General features: G+C 32.7%; 16 protein-coding genes and 3 pseudogenes. 11 read left to right on the plus strand and 8 right to left on the minus strand.

The features are described 5' to 3' along the window. Window positions 1-26: 26 nt before the first annotated feature. The 5 genes from NBT05_RS09195 to NBT05_RS09215 all read right to left on the minus strand — a co-directional run bounded on the left by NBT05_RS09195 (window position 27) and on the right by NBT05_RS09215 (window position 3,550). Entirely contained in the window at window positions 27-446 is a 420-nt protein-coding gene (locus NBT05_RS09195; protein WP_265769576.1) for a MerC domain-containing protein, read from the minus strand. A gap of 220 nt (window positions 447-666) precedes the next feature. Further along, a complete protein-coding gene (locus NBT05_RS09200; protein WP_265769577.1) occupies window positions 667-1,494 on the minus strand; it encodes a hypothetical protein in 828 nt (275 codons plus the stop codon). Between the two features lie 102 nt (window positions 1,495-1,596). Continuing rightward, window positions 1,597-2,181, minus strand: a complete 585-nt coding sequence (locus NBT05_RS09205; protein ID WP_265769578.1) for a HupE/UreJ family protein — start codon at window positions 2,179-2,181, stop codon at window positions 1,597-1,599. Between the two features lie 11 nt (window positions 2,182-2,192). Continuing rightward, window positions 2,193-2,717 (minus strand): DUF6702 family protein, encoded by a 525-nt coding sequence (locus NBT05_RS09210; RefSeq protein WP_265769579.1) that lies wholly within the window; start codon window positions 2,715-2,717, stop codon window positions 2,193-2,195. Between the two features lie 509 nt (window positions 2,718-3,226). Further along, window positions 3,227-3,550, minus strand: coding sequence for a hypothetical protein (locus NBT05_RS09215; RefSeq protein ID WP_265769580.1), 324 nt, complete (start codon window positions 3,548-3,550; stop codon window positions 3,227-3,229). A 440-nt stretch (window positions 3,551-3,990) separates the two neighbouring features. On the opposite strand from NBT05_RS09215, the gene NBT05_RS09220 reads away from it, so the two are divergent. The 5 genes and pseudogenes from NBT05_RS09220 (at window position 3,991) to NBT05_RS09240 (ending at window position 7,225) form a co-directional block, all read left to right on the plus strand. Continuing rightward, window positions 3,991-4,170, plus strand: coding sequence for a transposase (locus NBT05_RS09220; RefSeq protein WP_265769581.1), 180 nt, complete (start codon window positions 3,991-3,993; stop codon window positions 4,168-4,170). A 547-nt stretch (window positions 4,171-4,717) separates the two neighbouring features. Further along, on the plus strand, window positions 4,718-5,152 hold the full coding sequence (locus NBT05_RS09225; RefSeq protein ID WP_265769582.1) for an IS1595 family transposase: 435 nt from the start codon (window positions 4,718-4,720) through the stop codon (window positions 5,150-5,152). Window positions 5,153-5,188: 36 nt separating this feature from the next. After that, window positions 5,189-5,620: an IS1595 family transposase gene (locus tag NBT05_RS09230; RefSeq protein WP_265769583.1), complete on the plus strand. Its 432-nt coding sequence runs from the start codon at window positions 5,189-5,191 to the stop codon at window positions 5,618-5,620. A gap of 12 nt (window positions 5,621-5,632) precedes the next feature. Further along, a pseudogene (locus NBT05_RS09235) lies at window positions 5,633-6,034 on the plus strand (transposase); the annotation flags it as partial. Window positions 6,035-6,298: 264 nt separating this feature from the next. Beyond that, entirely contained in the window at window positions 6,299-7,225 is a 927-nt protein-coding gene (locus tag NBT05_RS09240) for an IS4 family transposase (protein ID WP_265769584.1), read from the plus strand. Between the two features lie 330 nt (window positions 7,226-7,555). Here the strand turns inward: NBT05_RS09240 and tnpA are convergent, their stop codons facing one another. Then, a complete protein-coding gene (tnpA, locus tag NBT05_RS09245; RefSeq protein WP_265769585.1) occupies window positions 7,556-7,987 on the minus strand; it encodes an IS200/IS605 family transposase in 432 nt (143 codons plus the stop codon). A 1,190-nt stretch (window positions 7,988-9,177) separates the two neighbouring features. Here tnpA and NBT05_RS09250 point away from each other — a divergent pair. The 6 genes and pseudogenes from NBT05_RS09250 to NBT05_RS09275 all read left to right on the plus strand — a co-directional run bounded on the left by NBT05_RS09250 (window position 9,178) and on the right by NBT05_RS09275 (window position 15,694). Continuing rightward, window positions 9,178-9,525: a transcription termination/antitermination NusG family protein gene (locus tag NBT05_RS09250; RefSeq protein ID WP_265769586.1), complete on the plus strand. Its 348-nt coding sequence runs from the start codon at window positions 9,178-9,180 to the stop codon at window positions 9,523-9,525. Window positions 9,526-10,103: 578 nt separating this feature from the next. Further along, the gene (locus NBT05_RS09255) at window positions 10,104-11,009 is read left to right on the plus strand and encodes a chlorinating enzyme (protein WP_265769587.1); all 906 of its coding nucleotides are present in this window, start codon (window positions 10,104-10,106) and stop codon (window positions 11,007-11,009) included. A gap of 71 nt (window positions 11,010-11,080) precedes the next feature. Next, window positions 11,081-11,983 (plus strand): annotated as a pseudogene (locus tag NBT05_RS09260) (IS1595 family transposase). Between the two features lie 56 nt (window positions 11,984-12,039). After that, window positions 12,040-12,768 carry a thioesterase II family protein gene (locus NBT05_RS09265; RefSeq protein WP_265769588.1) on the plus strand — a complete coding sequence of 243 codons (729 nt, stop codon included), beginning with the start codon at window positions 12,040-12,042 and terminating at the stop codon, window positions 12,766-12,768. Window positions 12,769-12,805: 37 nt separating this feature from the next. Next, complete coding sequence (locus NBT05_RS09270; RefSeq protein ID WP_265769589.1) at window positions 12,806-13,648, plus strand: SAM-dependent methyltransferase; 843 nt, start codon at window positions 12,806-12,808, stop codon at window positions 13,646-13,648. Between the two features lie 297 nt (window positions 13,649-13,945). Continuing rightward, window positions 13,946-15,694, plus strand: a complete 1,749-nt coding sequence (locus NBT05_RS09275) for an acyltransferase domain-containing protein (protein WP_265769590.1) — start codon at window positions 13,946-13,948, stop codon at window positions 15,692-15,694. A 320-nt stretch (window positions 15,695-16,014) separates the two neighbouring features. On the opposite strand, the pseudogene NBT05_RS09280 reads toward NBT05_RS09275, so the two are convergent. Next, window positions 16,015-16,167, minus strand: a pseudogene (locus tag NBT05_RS09280) (transposase); the annotation flags it as partial. A gap of 17 nt (window positions 16,168-16,184) precedes the next feature. Beyond that, window positions 16,185-16,970 (minus strand): IS4 family transposase, encoded by a 786-nt coding sequence (locus NBT05_RS09285; protein ID WP_265769592.1) that lies wholly within the window; start codon window positions 16,968-16,970, stop codon window positions 16,185-16,187. Between the last annotated feature and the right edge of the window lie 36 nt (window positions 16,971-17,006).

Below are 17,006 nucleotides of genomic sequence, written 5' to 3' on the forward strand. Positions count from 1 at the left end.
ATTATTATGGTTTAATTTTATGCGTACTATACACTCGATGAATTTGTACAACAATCCGTACCCGTACATTGACAATACTTACGATTATAAAAATGGAGAAGGATTAAGGCGATAGAAGGAACATAAATGACGACTTCTTTTATTTCTAAAATCCCGAATTTTTCATTTAGGATAATCCCGGCCAAAATAATCCAACTACTCCATAAGGCATATTTTATCCATGATTTTGAAGTTTGGGTAGTAGAAACAATGATAGCAATAAGGGATATAACAAGAAAAACTAAATCTAGCAATTGCCACCATAGTAAATGCTCTTTCCTTAACCCAAAAGTGCTGGCTTGTAAACTGAAAAATAATGGGGTTATCAAGCAATGAATCAAACATAATCCGCTAGCTGTAACTCCTAAAAGATTGGGATATTTGGTTTTTTTGATAATAGCTATCATAGGTATACTATTTCTTTTTATGGATTTATTTGAATCTAAAAACTCCTATTTAATAATGTTCTTAGAACAAAATAGTTAATGAATCCCGCCTTTACTGAAATTGTTTCAGAATTCGACGGGATTTTTAGGTAAACCTTAAACTTTTTGGCTAATTTCTATTGAAGTTTGAAGTTTACTTTTATATTTTTTGATTCTTATAATCTTTCTTCAACTTAGTTCTCTAAGGTTCTAAGGTTACCTTTCGGGTTACAGAATTAAAAGGACCCGGGATTAAATTTCCGGATGTATCGGTTAGTTCTAATTGAATAGTAACTTCTCCCATTGGGAGCCCTTTAATTACATGGGGAACCCATTCTTCTACCATAAATTGTTTACCATTTATCGTAGTACGAACTTTAGTCCCACTTTCTGAAAGCGTGGTGTTAAGTACAAAAAAGTCCAATAGAATTTGTTCCGTGTCCTTGCCCTTATAAGTGCCTTTAGGGCGACTGTAAATGAGCGTAGGCGCTTTCAGGTCAAAATCAAGAGTATCCTTAGTAGTATCTCCTACAGTTAATTTACGAACTATTACCGAATTCTCATTTTTTACGGATTCGTGATAAGAACGACTTAAAAAAGCAACCAGGTGATGTGTTCCTGCCGGAATTTCTTTTTGAAAGATAGGCTCATAATGTGCAGAATAGGGTTGGTTATCCAGGATAAAATGTATATGCTGTCCTTTTCCTGAATTTGCTAGGCTTTGTGCGTTAGGCCCTTCGGTTTGTTTACCTAATTCATAATTTTCTACAGCAAAAGAAAAGTCTACTTCTCCAACTTCTGCAACTTTTATATGTTGCGGAGTATCTAATAACAGAGATGCATCTGCATAGGCAGGAGAGCCTTCTAATTTTTGCAGGGTAATTTCAGGAGGAGTGGTCGGTGTTTCCACTTCAGTAGTATCTACTGTTGTTTCTTTTTCTTCCGAAGCTTTTTTTTCTTGTTTACAGGCGGTAGCTACAAAGAGTAAGGCTAAAAAAGTAAAACCTAAGTGTGTCGTTGCTTTTTTCATTTGATGTTATTTAGAAATTTTTAAAGTTATTTTTAATGTAATCATCTTAAGCGATGAAATGCTATTGCATTAATTAGAAAGAGTGAAATATACCCAATTCTATTAACCAGAAGTCATTGCCGATACTAAAATAGTAGTTGCAATCCCGAACCCTGCTCCTGAAACAAAAAGATTCCACTTAAAATGGGAACCCTTTACTATTTTAGTATATATCCATAGAGAGGTCATAAATAATAATACAATAAAGATCTGCCCTGCTTCAATACCTAAATTAAATAGCAATAAAGGCATGATTATACGATCACTAAAAAGCATAAATTTAAAATTACTGGCAAAAGCTAGTCCGTGGATAAGCCCAAAGATCAGAGCAATACTATATTTTATGGTTGCATCTGAAAACCTTCCGTGTTTTTCGTAATTAACAATATTAGCAATTGCCGTAATCATAATAGTAGAGGGAATCAGCATGTCAATCAGTTTAGAATTAGCCGGAATTATTTCTAAGGCACTTAGTACCAGGGTACCGCTATGACCGATGGTAAATGCAGTTATAATAACTAAAATTTGTTTCCATTGTGTTAAGGTAAAGGCTGCACATAAAGTCATCACAAATAACAAGTGATCATAAGCTGTAATATCTACAATATGATGCCATCCGCTGTAAAAGAAAGAACTTAATTTATTCATTAGGGTAGGTTTTAAAAATTAATGGGTAGATCGTAATCTGTAGACATCGCTTCAAAATAAACTTCTTCTGTCAAAGAGGGAAACCGTACGGTAACCATATTGGTTTGTAGAAAATCAAATTCCTCAAAAAACAGCTTATTTTCTACACAGAGTTGATCTCCTTTTTTAGGTTTGGTAATATTTTGAGAAAAGTAAAAAATACAAATGTTATATTCTTCCATCACTTCTGACGCTACATATTGAAGAGGGAATTGTTTTCCATTAATACTTATTACATAATATTCTTTAAAATAGCTTTCAATTCCTTTTTTATCTTGGTTTGATAAATTATCGAGATTTATATTTTTGGCAGTTTTACTATCTATGCTATTTAAAAAATCATCCAGAAATACCCTACATTCAATTTGTAATTGAGTAGTCTCAGGATTATATTGAATTAGTGAGGAGGTAAGTTTAATAGGATGTGCATTGAGCAGAAAGATACTACCTACTACTATTCCTATTTGTTTTATAGTTCTATAAATTTTAGTTTTCATTTTTGTGTATTTTACTATTGATGGATGTGTGATTTTTTTGAAGTCGTGTAAAGAAATAATTGGTTTACCAGATCATACCTTTATTCCTTATAAGAATAATCGTTTTTATTGCTTAGGATGTATAGTGCTTTTATTGTGGCTCTAGAGGTGTATTTGATCTATAAAGTTTCCTTATTTATCCGGAAATAAAGTTTTATCTGTTTATAGGATTATCTGCAAACCTTTATGTTTAGATTGTATTTAAATAAGATAGACACAAACCTTATGTATCTTAATTTTAGGTACAAACATCAAAATCTTAAGTTTCTCTAAATAGATTTTATAACTAAATCCATACTATTATTAAAAAGATTTAATAATTCAAATGAAGTTTTAAAAGCTAAAAGTATTCGAGAATTCCTTTACATTTAAATACAATTACAATGTCAGTAATTACAATAAAGGAAGGTTTGAACCAACAAACTAATCTTTACATTAGAAAATAAGAATCTCCGGAAATCAATAAATAATTACCCCAAAGTAGAAGGCGGGGGTTTGTTATAAACACTTTTGGGGAGTGTAATGCTAAATTGAGAAGTTTGATAATAATAATTCGTTTGGTACTCCGGGTAATCCAGCACCATATTTTGTAAACTATCAGTACTAGTACCTCCAGTAAAAGGAGTGAGTTTATGAGAAGTAGTAATAATTTTGCACAACTCACAATTTAATCGATCGTCCTGACCATCTTCATCTACAAAATGTGAAAAAGCATGTACATTTACAATTCTAAGAAGTAGAAAAGCAAACAGAAAAAATAAGGTAATGCTATTTTTAAATATATTCTTTTGCACCTCACAAATATAGAAATTAAAGTTATATCAAAATCTTATTATAATTGATAAAATATGTTTTTAGTGATTTTTGTGATGGGGTTGGGTTTATAATGTTTACAGGTATTTAAGGGGTTTGTCAATAAATTTGGGTGTAGTGGAAATCAAAAACGGCAAACCCCTCTGGAAGAACCCGGACTGGGGTTTGATCGGAAAGGAAGAAAAGAAGTTCCTGTTTTCCTGGGGTGGGGATTAGAAAAGGGCAGACCGCCCGCACTTCCATCAGAATTTTAGCCTGCACCATAGCGAACTGGTCAAACACTACTGGGCAGGAAAAAAGGACAGGCATTATGTACACCTATCCTAAACTATTAACAACCTTAATACGAAAAACATGTTAGCGTTACTGGAATATCTAGTTTTGTTGTGACGGTTTTTTGAAGGTTTTTTACTTTTATCAGATGAAAAAGAGGAGTTACGATTTAGATTTTAAAAGAACGATTGTCGAATTAGTCGTATCGGGCAAGCGTGTTAGTGAAGTTTGTAAGGAATATGATCTTGGAACCGGCATGGTAAATCGCTGGAGGCGAGAGTTTACTAAGAATTCTACGGATATAAAAAGTACCCAAGAAGTCTCGTAAATGCAGAAAGAGATTGTTAATTTGCGTAAAGAACTACGTGAGATCACTATGGAATGTGACATCTTAAAAAAGGCAGTGCGTATCTTCTCCAGGAGCGACCGGTAAGGTATCAGTTTATTGCTAACCATAAAGAAGAATATCCGGTTGAGAACCTGCCGGCAGGCAGAGTTGTGCAAGTATATGAGCGTAAGTAAGAATTCCTAATTATCATCGGGTAAAAACCAAATCCTTGGAAAAAACAAAAAAGTCTTTGATTTACCTTAAAGAACGTATTAAAATTTTATTTATACAGAACAAAACAATCTACGGTAGTAACCGCGTTAAAAAGGCATTGAAATGCGAAGGTTTGTTTTACTCAACATCCTACATTGCTTTGCTTATTAAGAATTAGGGCTAAGAAGCATTCTTAAAAAGAAATACAAGGTTACTACGGATTCCAAACATAATTTAACTGTGGCAGAAAATAAATTATAGGATTACCCATTTAAGTCTCAAATACTTGTAAGTGAGGATATTATTTTGTAAATTATAGGTAAATATTTCACAAATGAAGATATTAAAAGAGCTTGATAGACAGGTATTTATAGATCGGTTTACAACTAACGAAGATTGTTATAAGTTTTTGGCAAGATTAAAATGGGAAAACGGCTATAGTTGTAGGAGATGTAGCTCAACTGCTTACACAAAGGGCAAGCAACCTTATAGCCGTCGTTGTAGTAAATGCGGTTATGACGAATCTACAACGGCAGCAACCCTATTTCATAAACTTAAGTTTGATATCCTTAAAGCCTTTGGGATGCTCTACGAGGTTTCCACTAGTAAGAAAGGGGCAAATAGTATTTGGTTAGCAGAACGTTTTGGTTTGAACCAAAAAACAACATGGGCATTTCGCCAGAAAGTACAGTTAGCTATGGAAAGCAGTGAGCAGTACCCTTTAGAAGATGAAGTCCATGTTGATGAGTTCGAGATAGGTACACCCTAAAAGGGGGAACAGGGAAGAAGTAAAAGTGATACGAAAATGAGGGTAGTCGTTGCTTTTGAATACAGGGATGGTAAGTCTGGAAGGGGCTATGCTAAAGTTATAGAAGATTATAGCGCCAGGTCTTTAAAACCATTGTTTGACACGCATATAAAGAATGATGCCAGTATATTAGCGGATGGTTGGCCTGGTTATCACCCAATCAAAGAAGAATACCCTGACTTGAAACAAACTTTATCAAACAAAGGAAAAAACTTTAAAATGTTGCACATACAGATCAGGAACTTTAAAAACTGGTTGAGAGGGGTTCATTCTTATTGTAATAAAGAATACCTTCAAAAATACATCGATGAATATTTCTTTAGGTTCAATAGACGGAACCACAGGGTGTCAATCCTAGATAAAATAATAGAACGTTGCACTAGCCATGAACCCATAACTATCAAACAATTAAAAATCATTGCGAACTAAATGGGTAACCCTAATAAATTAAATAAAGAATTTACTTCTTTAGAATTAGGAGAGAAATGGGTCTCGGATATTACCTATATCAAAGTAGTGGGTTATTGGAATTACTTAACAACTATACTAGACTGGCTAATAGAAAGGTCATATCTTGGGTAGTAAGCCAGGATATGACTACAAAAAATACAGTCTTAAAAGCATAGAAAAAAGCTATCAAAGTAAGAGAGATTACTTCTAACCATATCTTCCATTCCGATAGAGGGGTACAATACGCTAGTGATCTAATGAAACAATGCTTTACCAACCCCAAGCAAAAACCATAGTCAAAGTATGAGTCCGAAAGGGAATTGTTAGGACAATGCAGTGGCTGAAAGTTTCTTTAAAACTATTAAATATGAATGTCTTAACCATTATAAATTCAATAAGGGTGTACTACAAATTTCCATAAATAGAAATTTTTATGATTTTTCAATGTCCAAGATCGCTTAATTTTAGTGAGTTTTTGTTTCTGGAAAAAATCAAGTTATTAGTAAAACAGTATATTTGTCGTACACCCTTCAATAACTATATCACTAGTGTCCACTATAAATAATTAGATTTTCTTTGAAATTATTGATACTCTATAAGTTGTAGGGTTTTGAGTTGCGTGTCGATTTAAAATGGCTAGGTTAGTCAATTTTTAACTTGACACTTAGGAACCAAGGTAAATATGTATTCGCTCAACTACTAACTTTTTTACCGAAGCGTACTTTTAACGGTATTGTTAATAAGTATGTTCGTCATTTTAGTTGTTGGAACCAATTACTTTGTATGATATTTAGACAACTTACAAACTGTGATAGTTTACGAGATCTTGTTGTTACATTAGATGCACATAACAAGAAATCTTACCATTTAGGAATTGGTAGAAGGGTTACTAGAAGTAATTTGGCTAAGGCAAATCAAAAACGTGATTATAGGATCTTTGAAGATTTTGCATATAACTTAATAACCATAGCAAACGCTAAACTTTCTGATCAAAATCCTAATACCGGACAAAAAATTTACGCCTTTGATTCTTCTACAATTGATCTATGCTTAAGTGTCTTTCAGTGGGCTAAATTTCGAAAATCGAAAGGCAGAATTAAATTGCACACACTTTTTGATATTCAGACGCAAATACCTAGCTTTATCCATGTTACCCCCGCCAACATTCATAATGTAAAAGCAATGGATCTACTAATTTATGAAGTTGGGGCTTATTATGTTTTTGATAGAGGGTATCTCGACTTTGAGAGGCTTTACAAGATTACAAAATGCGCAGCTTATTTTGTTATTATAGCTAAAGCGAACTTTAAATTTAAGCGAATGTATTCAGATAAAGCTAACAAAGCAAAAGGAGTTTTATGTGACCAGATTGGAAAATTAACTGGTTTTTACACCTCCAAAAACTATCCTGATAAACTCAGGCGAATCAAATATTATGATAGCGAAAACAAAAGGACATTTGTATTCCAAACTAATAATATGGAAGCTACAGCAGAACATATCGCTTTACTATACAAAAAGCGTTGGCAAATCGAACTGTTTTTCAAATGGATCAAACAACATCTGAAAATCAAGTCTTTTTAGGGAACTTCGGAAAATGCAGTCCGGATACAAATTTATACAGCAATCAGCACTTATTGCTTAGTAGCAATAGTAGCACAGGAATTGAAAATCAATCGATCAACTTACGAAATATTACAGATCCTAGGAGTATCCCTACTAGATAAAACCCCTGTAAATGAGCTATTTAAAAATACAGATTACAATAATGCCAATGAACTAGAATGTAAACAACTGTCTATCAATTTGTTTTAAGTGGACACTGGTGGCATTTTATATGAACTAAATCACTATGGACTAAAGTCCATAGGTTTGTAAATCCGACTAAAGTCATCAGTACGCAAGCTTTACCGATCACTCAAGTATGAAGTTCCCACTGTCATTGCCGGACTTCCTGTGATGCTTTAAATACTCGTTCACCATAGTATCAGTAATATTACCAGTACTCCAACATCCAAAACCTATAGCCCAAAAATGCCTGCCCCAGTAACGCTTGTGCAGTTCAGGAAATTCTTGTTGAAGCCGTCTTGAACTCCTTTCCTTTAGCTTTTTTACCAAACTACTGATATCTTGGGAAGGACGATATTCTATATGCATATGAACATAGTCTTTGCTTACAACTCCCTTAAGAATTTGAACACCTTCTGCATCACAAACCTGGATCAAAAGCTCCCTACACTTTCTTTGAACATCTCCAATTAAAACGGCATACCTATATTTGGTACTCCATACTATATGTACGGTAAGCCTCGATACTGTATGACCATTTACCCTTTGTCCTGACATCAAACAAAGGTAGGTTTTTTTAGAAGCTAAAGCGAGATGCACTAAAGTGCATAGTTTTAACTATTTCTGTGACCAATAAATAACCGTAAATCGTATGAATCTGCTCATAAAGATGTATTACAACAACGCTTGAAACTATCAGGTCAGCGATGGACTATGGAAGGGTTCCAACAAATGGCACAATTCAGAGTGGTATACAAAAGCAAACAAGAACACAGGATTAAACAATTATGTCAAAATGCAGTATAAAAGGAAATTTGTCGTACACCCTTGAAGAAAGATAATCTGTTTTTAGGTAATTTTTTCTTACCTGCTTTTTTACCAATTCGTATCCCATAATATGGTAGAGCTTCAGGTAAAGTACTGTATGCACCTGTATACCTTCGATTTTTAAGTTCTCCACAGAGAGTTGCTATTAGTATATCTGGTTTTTAATCCATTCTGGTATTTAATGTATTGAAAGCAGTAAGCACTACATTTTTTCCAATAAACTTTTCTTGGAAGTGCATCATGATCAAAGTATTTTCTAACAGTTTCTCTATGGATATTAAGGTTTCTAGTAATAGCTCTAGTGGAATACCCTTCTTTCTGTATTTTCTTTGCCTGCAAAAATCTTTATTTGAATTTACTATTAATGGTTTATTTTGTTGTAAAGGTCTTGTTTCATCTGACTTAGAAACATGAATAGTATCAAAGACTCTACTTAACCTATTGTATTCTCAATTTTTTCATATTTACAGTATTAAATTTACAATTTAAGTAGCTGTCTTAAAAATGGAGAGTATTATAATGTATATAATTAGGAGTCCACCAAAAGGGAATTTTAATTCAAAGAGTTTTTATTTCTTATCAACTATCTACTAATAAGATGAATTTAAAAAAGTTATATTATTGTTAATTCTAACAATCCTTTTTTTGTAAGTTTTTAAAAATCATATGCTTATTTATTTTTTAAACAAACAAATAATCACTTAAGGTTAAACCGTAACAGTTTAAGTAAATACTTTCTTATATTTGTTTATATATGAATAGTAAATCAAGTTCATATTTTTATCTCATAGTAGTCTGTTAGTTATTAATCACTTGTAATAGTATATAATTAATTGTTAGTGAAAATTTTATTTCAAAGCTGAAATTTTAATTATTCTCTAATTTTATATTGATCACATTTTTTTAACAGAAGGAATTATGTGAGCCAAAAAGGCGAAGCCTTGTTTTATATCTACTCCATCTTTTATTTTTCTTATGTTAATCAACTTATTCAAATAGATAAGCCTATGTCAAAAAATTTTAAATCTGGTTGGTATGTTCTTTATGTACAATTATGCCACGAGAAAAAAGTTCATAACCTTTTAGAAGAAAATCAATTAGAATCTTTTCTGCCAATGATTAAAACCGTAAGGGAATGGAGTGATCGAAAAAAAACGATATTTAAACTTCTTTTTCTATCTTACTTTTTTGTAAAGGTCAGTTCATCTTTAGAACACCATAAATCACTTTCTGTAGATGGTGCCTATAGATATGTGCATTTTGGTTAAAAATATGCACAAGTTACTGAAAAAGAGATTCTACAGATTAGACATTTGATTAAAACAAATGATAATTAAAATTAACTCAACTTCCCTAATAGTTGGAGAAATGAGAACAATAAATACCGGAGCACTTTCTGGGATTGAATGCAAAGTACTTAAAGTAAATAATATTAATAAAATAGTTGTTAGAGTAAATTCTTTAAAATTAAATATTATGGCAAGTGTATCTTCATATTTTCTTGCTAAATCCTTGGTAACAAACTAAAGTAGTGTATCTGTAATTTAATTTCTCATAGAGGGTTTAATATATTAAGTTTTGCATTAAAAAATACCTTTTTAGAATATACCTTGCAAGCTTGCTCCCGGAATATGCATATTCACAATAGTACTAATCTTAATAGTTATATTATATACGATAAAGAAGTAACTTTACCATAGGACTAATATTAAGTATTCCTACTACATTTTTTATGTACTTAGAAGAAATTCAAGAGGTCAAAAACACAGATATAAAAGCTCTACAATTGTTTTTGCAATAAATAATAGCCTAAAAGAAAATCATTAATACGTAAAACCTTAATATTATGAAAATTGATTTAACAGCAGAAGAAAAAAAGAAATTCTTTGAACAAGGATTTATAGGGCCTTTTAAACTTTATGAGCCTAAAGAAGCAAAAAACATTTTTAAGCAAATCAGAATTAAAAGTGCAGACACTTCCAATACTCTTCATAATAACCCACTTAACTATGATCGGCATTTTGATATATCGGAGCTAACAAATCATATATGTCATCCAGGCATTGTAGATAGGTTAAGTAGTATTATGGGCGAAGATGTAATTTTATGGAGGATGGAATACTTTCCTAAGTATCCTGGTAGTAAGGGGACCGAGTGGCATCAAGTACAGGATTATAGTTATGCTACAGGTAAACCTCAACTTATTCCTACAGATACAACATCGGGGATACCTTTTGATCTTACTGTTTGGACTTGTTTTACAGAATCTACAAGAAAAAATGGTTGTTTAAAATTAATGCCAGGGTCACATAATAAAATGTTTTTTGATGAAACCAAGAAACCAAGCGAAGGAAGGAATAAATTATATACCGCAGTAGATTCTGATACTGGTTTTTATGGGTATAATTTTTCTGATTTTAAGGTAGACAATAATTGGCAACCAGATGAATCCAAAGCTGTAGTTATGGAAATGGAACCTGGAGAATGTGTTATTTTTTCTGCAAGATGTATGCATTCTTCTTTCCCTAATACTTCAGAAAGATCAACTAGATTCGCAGTAGCCTGTCGTTATGTACAAAGTCATGTTAAAGTATATCCCGATACTAACGAATTTAGAGCTCATGGCTCTGATTTTGATTTAAGTAGATGGGGATGTGTCCAAGTAAGTGGAGTGGATAAATATGGCCATAATAAATTTAGAACAGATAATAATTTAGGGCAACCATTTCCTGTTTTGGAGCCAACAAAATAATAAAATCAATTGATTAGTCGGAATTGCACCAGTAATAATATTTAGCTATCTTGATAACAAAAGAGAAATGTATGAATATTTTGAAGTTCGTAGAATAGTTCCCTGACGAAAAATCCTGTCGTGACAACGTTGTAAAGGCTCGTAACGCCGAAGGCGTTGTGTGCAAGAGGTGCTATGGCAAGAAGCATTATTGGCTAAAGGGCAAATGGGCATGGCAGTGCTCAGCCTGTAACTTCAGGATCTCCCTGCGCAGCGGGACCATAATGGAGAACTCTAATCTTCCCGTTAGGACCTGGTATCTCGCGATGGCGTTCATGACCTATTCCAAAGAGGGGATCTCGGCCACGGAACTACAAAGACAGCTTGGCTACTCGAGGTACAATACCATTTGGTCGCTGATACACAGGATAAGGGGCGCCATGGGCAAGAGGGATGCGCTCTATGACTTGGAAAGGATGATAGAATTCGATGAGGGATACTTTGAGAAGGCCACCAGTAAGGCAGAGCAAAAGAACCTGAAGCGTGGCAGGGGCAGCCAGAGACAGTCCAATGTGGCGGTCATGGCCGAATCGACAAAACTGGAAGACCCGAAATCGGGCAAGAAGGATAGCCAGTGCAGGTATTTCAAGATGCAGGTTCTGGGCTCGTATAATAAGGACGAGGTGAACCAACTGGTAAGAGAGAACATTGACGAACTGAGCATTGTCTTCAGTGACCAGAGTACAAGCTACGTGGACATATCCGATTATGTCGAAGTACACGTTACAGAGAGATCGGGCAGGGAGACCACGGTATCAACCCTAAAACAGGTGCATATCGCAATAAGCAATGCAAAGAGGACACTGCTGGGCATTTACCACAAAATCGATGGCAAATATTTACAGAGCTATCTCGATGAGTTTTGCTATAAGCTCAACAGGAGGTATTTAGGGGAGCAGCTATTCGATAGACTAGTAGTAGCGGTAACTCATTAATACTGGTGCAAAAGCGTTTAATCAATAAAAATCAATATTCAAAATTAATAAATCTTATGTCGGTTACATTAATTTGCCTGCACTACGGAGGAGGAAATCGTTTTAGTTTTCTTAAGCTAAAAGAATTTTTGGATCAGTCAATAGAAATGAAATCTCTTGAAATTCCGGGACATGGAAAAAGATTGAATGAACCATTACTTACAGATTTAGAATTAATTGCTAAAGATGTTTTTGAACAAATCAAACCTATTTTAGATGATAATGAATATATCTTATATGGTCACAGTCTTGGAGGTACAGTACTATTTCTTGTAACTAGATTGTTACAAACAAACAATTTTAAAATGCCTGGGCATTTGATAGTATCGGGATGTAAAGGTCCAAAATTTAATCATGTAAGATCTAGTACCTGTCATTTATTAAATGATGAGGATTTTAAATTAGAATTAAAAAAATTAGGGGGGTTTCCCAAAGAAGCGTTGGAGAATGATGAGTTGCTAACATTTTTTCTTCCGATACTTCGAGCAGATTTTAAAGCTATTGAAACATACCAATATAAAACAGAAGAACCTTTTAAAGTCCCAATTACGGTCCTATCCGGGTTAAACGAAAATATAACTCTAGAAGAATTGGAAAGTTGGAAAGATGAGACAGCTCTTTCCTTAGATTTTTTACAGTTTCCTGGGCATCATTTCTTTATTCTAGAAAGGTTTAAAGAAATAGGAGAGATTATAAATGATATCTCAAAAAATAAACTTTCAGAGAGTAGGGCTATAATCTTATAAAAGTTAAGTTCAGAATTAATAAATTTAAAAATATTATATGATTAAGTTATTCAAGTTTAAAGATGCTAAAGAATATTATGAATCTTTAGGAGACGATTTAGTTAAAGGAAGAAACGAGAAATTTCAAAACAAAGAAAAACCGCTGTGGTTCAATGTGGGGTATTGGAAAGACTCTGAATCTTTTGAAGATGCCTGTAAAAATTATGCTGATAATTTATTCGATTTTGGGGATTTAAAAGATGATTGTGATATTCTTGATGTAGGTTATGGCTTTGGAGTGCAAGATATTCATTGGGCAAAAAAACATAATATTAAGAGCATAAAAGGAGTTAATATCTCTCCAACTCAGGTTAGAGTTGCTAGAGAACTTGTCGAAGAATCAGGATTGTCTGATGTTATAGATCTTAGAGAAGGGGATGCTGTTTCTCTGGATTTTGAAGATAAAAGTTTTGATGCTGTAATAGCCTTGGATTGTGCATATCACTTTACAACGAGAAAGGATTTTCTAAAAGAAGCATCCAGAGTGTTAAAGCCTGGTGGTAAGTTAGTTTTCACAGATATGATGCCGATAAAGGAAAAAAACAGCAGATTTGGTAATTATCTTTTAAAACTGAATGCTATTCCTAAAGAAAATTTTTATCCCAAAGAACATCTGATATCATTTGCAAAGTCCATAGGATTTGATGATGCAAAATTTGAAGATATTAGTCAATGGGTTTTTCAAGGTGCTGCAAAGTTTGGAGAACAAAGGTTCAAAGGCAAGAATGTTTCTGATATTCGTGTGAAACTGAATCCAAAGGATGAAAAAAAATATAGAAGAGCTTACAATCTTTCTGGGATTAGAAGATGTTATATGTTTTCTATGACTAAAGAGAAATAGCCTTCTTTAGACTTGCCATGCATTAGATTTTTTTACAACTTCTAACAGCTATAAGATATATCGATTCGTTACGTTTTTCAAATTAATTGCAGCTAGTATGCTATTTTAATTTAATAAAAAACAATGCTTCATAGTGATCGAAATCTTCATAATACAGTCCTAAATAGATATTCCAAATTTAAAAGATATATCATCTTCATTGTTGTTTAATTCTGACACAATGTACACCGTCAGGCTTAAATAAACATTGAATTATGGGCTCATAGTATAAGACTTTATTTTTTTGAAACGTAATTTATGAAAAGTCACTTCCTCACCATACCATATCAATCAATTTCTCAATTACCAGCTATTAGCAAGGAATGCATTGAGTTTTTAGATAATAATCAATCATTAACATTAGATGAGATTACTAATAGTTTTTTTTCAGCTTTTCATACTGCTAAAAATAAAATAATTGTTTCAATTGACGAAGGTAACAACGAAGTTCTAAATAAACTGAGATGCATAGAAGAAGGTAACTATTCTTCCGTTTCTATCTATCCAGAGTTCAACACAGTAGAAAGAAAAAAGAAAGCCTTTTTATTTACAGGAGGAGGATCGCAATACCCAAAAATGGGAAAAGAATTATATGATAATGAGACTGTTTTTAGAGAAGCGATTGATCGATGCGCAGAAATTGCGATGAACTATTTGGAACATGACATTAGAAAAGTAATGTTTTCTGGTAAAACAACTAAAAAAGGAAAATTAATCAATAGGATTGATTATATGCAAATGGCATTATTCTCCTATGAATATGCAATGTTTTCTTTATGGAGTTCTACAGGAGTAAAACCAGATATAGTAATTGGACACAGTATTGGAGAGATTATAGCTTCTTGCGTAGCGGGAATTTTTTCTTTAGAAGATGCAATAAAACTAACTTGTTTGAGCGGTCAGCTAGTAGAAAATTACACTAAAAAAGGGCAGATGGCTGTCGTGCAAGGAGAAGAAAATGTTGTTAGAGGTTTTATTAAAGATTACAAAACAACAATAGGTATTGCAGTAATAAATAGTCCGTTACAAACTGTAATTTCTGGAGAGCTTAATAATCTTAAAAAAGTACTTAATGATCTTAATAAAAGTGGTTTTGAAACGAAGATTCTTAAAATCTCTCATGCTTTTCATTCTCCGTTAATGATTCCTGCTTTAGAACCTTACATTTCTTTAATTAAATCTATAAAAATTAAAACTCCAAGTATTAAAATGGTTAGTTGCATTACAGGTGAAGAAGTAGATAGTAAGGTGTTAAGTATAGAGTATTGGATTGGACATTTAATAAATCCGGTAAAATTCTCTAAGGGATTTAAAAAAATAAAAACCTACGATATAGATACTTTTATAGAAGTAGGCCCTAATCCAGTATTATTGGGCATCATTGATGAACATCCTGATTTTGAAGCTGATATTTTACAAATATCTTCAGCTGATATGGATGAACCCTGCAAATTTTACAATAGTATTAAAAAGTGGATTGTTGAAGGTGGAAGTGTTGATGATACATCTATTTATAAAGATGTAATTATTGATATTGAAAAGTTTGAAGACTTTTTTAATAACCTTTCTAAAATTATAAATACTACTGAGAGTAATGAGAATGATGCACTAGAGGTTAATTGTATTAAAAATAATGTACAAGTAAGATCGATTGTAAAAGAAGAAATAGGAAGTATTCTTTCTATTGTAGATTTAGAAAACTTACCAATTCAAAAACCATTAAAAGAGCTAGGATTAAACTCTATTAAAGCTTTAAAACTAGTTAAAAACCTTTCTAAAATATTACATCAAAATATAACGGTTTCTAATCTGTTTGATTACCCAACTGTAACTTCTTTGGCAAATTTTATAGTATCAGATGTAAATAAAAAAACAGTTAATGTTTCCAGAATTCAAGATAAAAATACGGATAGTAATGTCAAGCAATATATTGATGAAATTAATAATATGAGCTTGGATGAACTAGAACTTGAGTTAGAAAAAGAACTCGATTTACTGGGATTGTAAATTGTAGTACAATCCTATTTTCATTTTCTGAAACTACTTTAAATGAACCTCTTATTTTAATGCAGCTGACTAGCATTTTCTTTTCTTACTAGTACTGATGCGTTAAGATTTATTAATCGAATAATTTTATTTGTTCATTGACATTTTGTTTTGAAATTGTTTTGGTAAGCAATTCTTTTATTGGTGTTTTATCCATTGAGGATATGCCTAAGATTTGTATAATTTGATAAATGGATAATTCACTCTTTATAGAGTGTTTGACACGAGCTATTATCAAGTATGTGCATATAGCCACCCATACGTGAGTGTTAACTGCATTTTCAGTATGTCCCCAAAAGCTTTTTTATAGTTAAGTTTTGCTTTATCCACTTAAAGAAGGTTTCTATTTGCCAGCGATTACGGTAGAGTTTTGCCACTTCAAGTGCTGACACCTCTATATTGTTGGTCAGAAATAGTAGTGTCGTATCGTTTTTCTTATCATAGTATTCTACTAATCTGAGAGGTTCTGGATATAGTTTTTTAGACTTATACCATTTAGAACTATTATTTTGTCGCTTCTAAGACCAGTTGTCTTATCGATATTAAAGTTTTCCTCTACGATGTCATAACTTATGTTTGACTTAGCTCTTGTGACAAAAAAAGCTTCACAAGTATTAATACGATAGAGCGCTTGGAAATCGACATAAGCTTTATCCATCAGGTAAATAGCATGAGGCACAGGAATTAACAAATCCAATATGTTACTGTCATGATATTTTCCATCACTTACTAGTATAAATGAAGGTATACTACCTCTGAGATCCAGTAATGTATGAATCTTTATAGCCCCTTTAGAATATTTTCCAGGAGCCCAATTAAATAACATAAGACTCAGAGAAATTGTAGTGGAATCTAGGGCAAAGACTTCATTGTCTAAGTTGACATTTGGTATTGGAGATGAATTATAAAGAGGTCGGACCTGATCAATAAGATATTGTCCAAAATCTCCAAAAATCCGCCAATCTCTACGCTCATTTGCACGAGATAAAGAAGATTGGTTTACATACCCACTGAATCCAAGATGATATAATTTGCTTCTATGTGCTTTTAAACAAGTAGCTATATCTCTCAAAGAATTACGAGAAGTCAATTGACCAAAGAACAATTGGATGAATTGATTCCAGCAATTAAAATTTCTGAATCTGTAATCTCCGTTGTACCTCTTTACGCATTTTTCAAACTCATACTTGTTTATAAATTGTAAAAGTTGTGCAAAGACATATTTTCCAGAGTTCATAACAGTTTTTAAACTGCTAAACTAAAAGCCATTTCA

It is taken from the genome of Aquimarina sp. ERC-38, assembly GCF_026222555.1.
GTDB lineage: Bacteria > Bacteroidota > Bacteroidia > Flavobacteriales > Flavobacteriaceae > Aquimarina.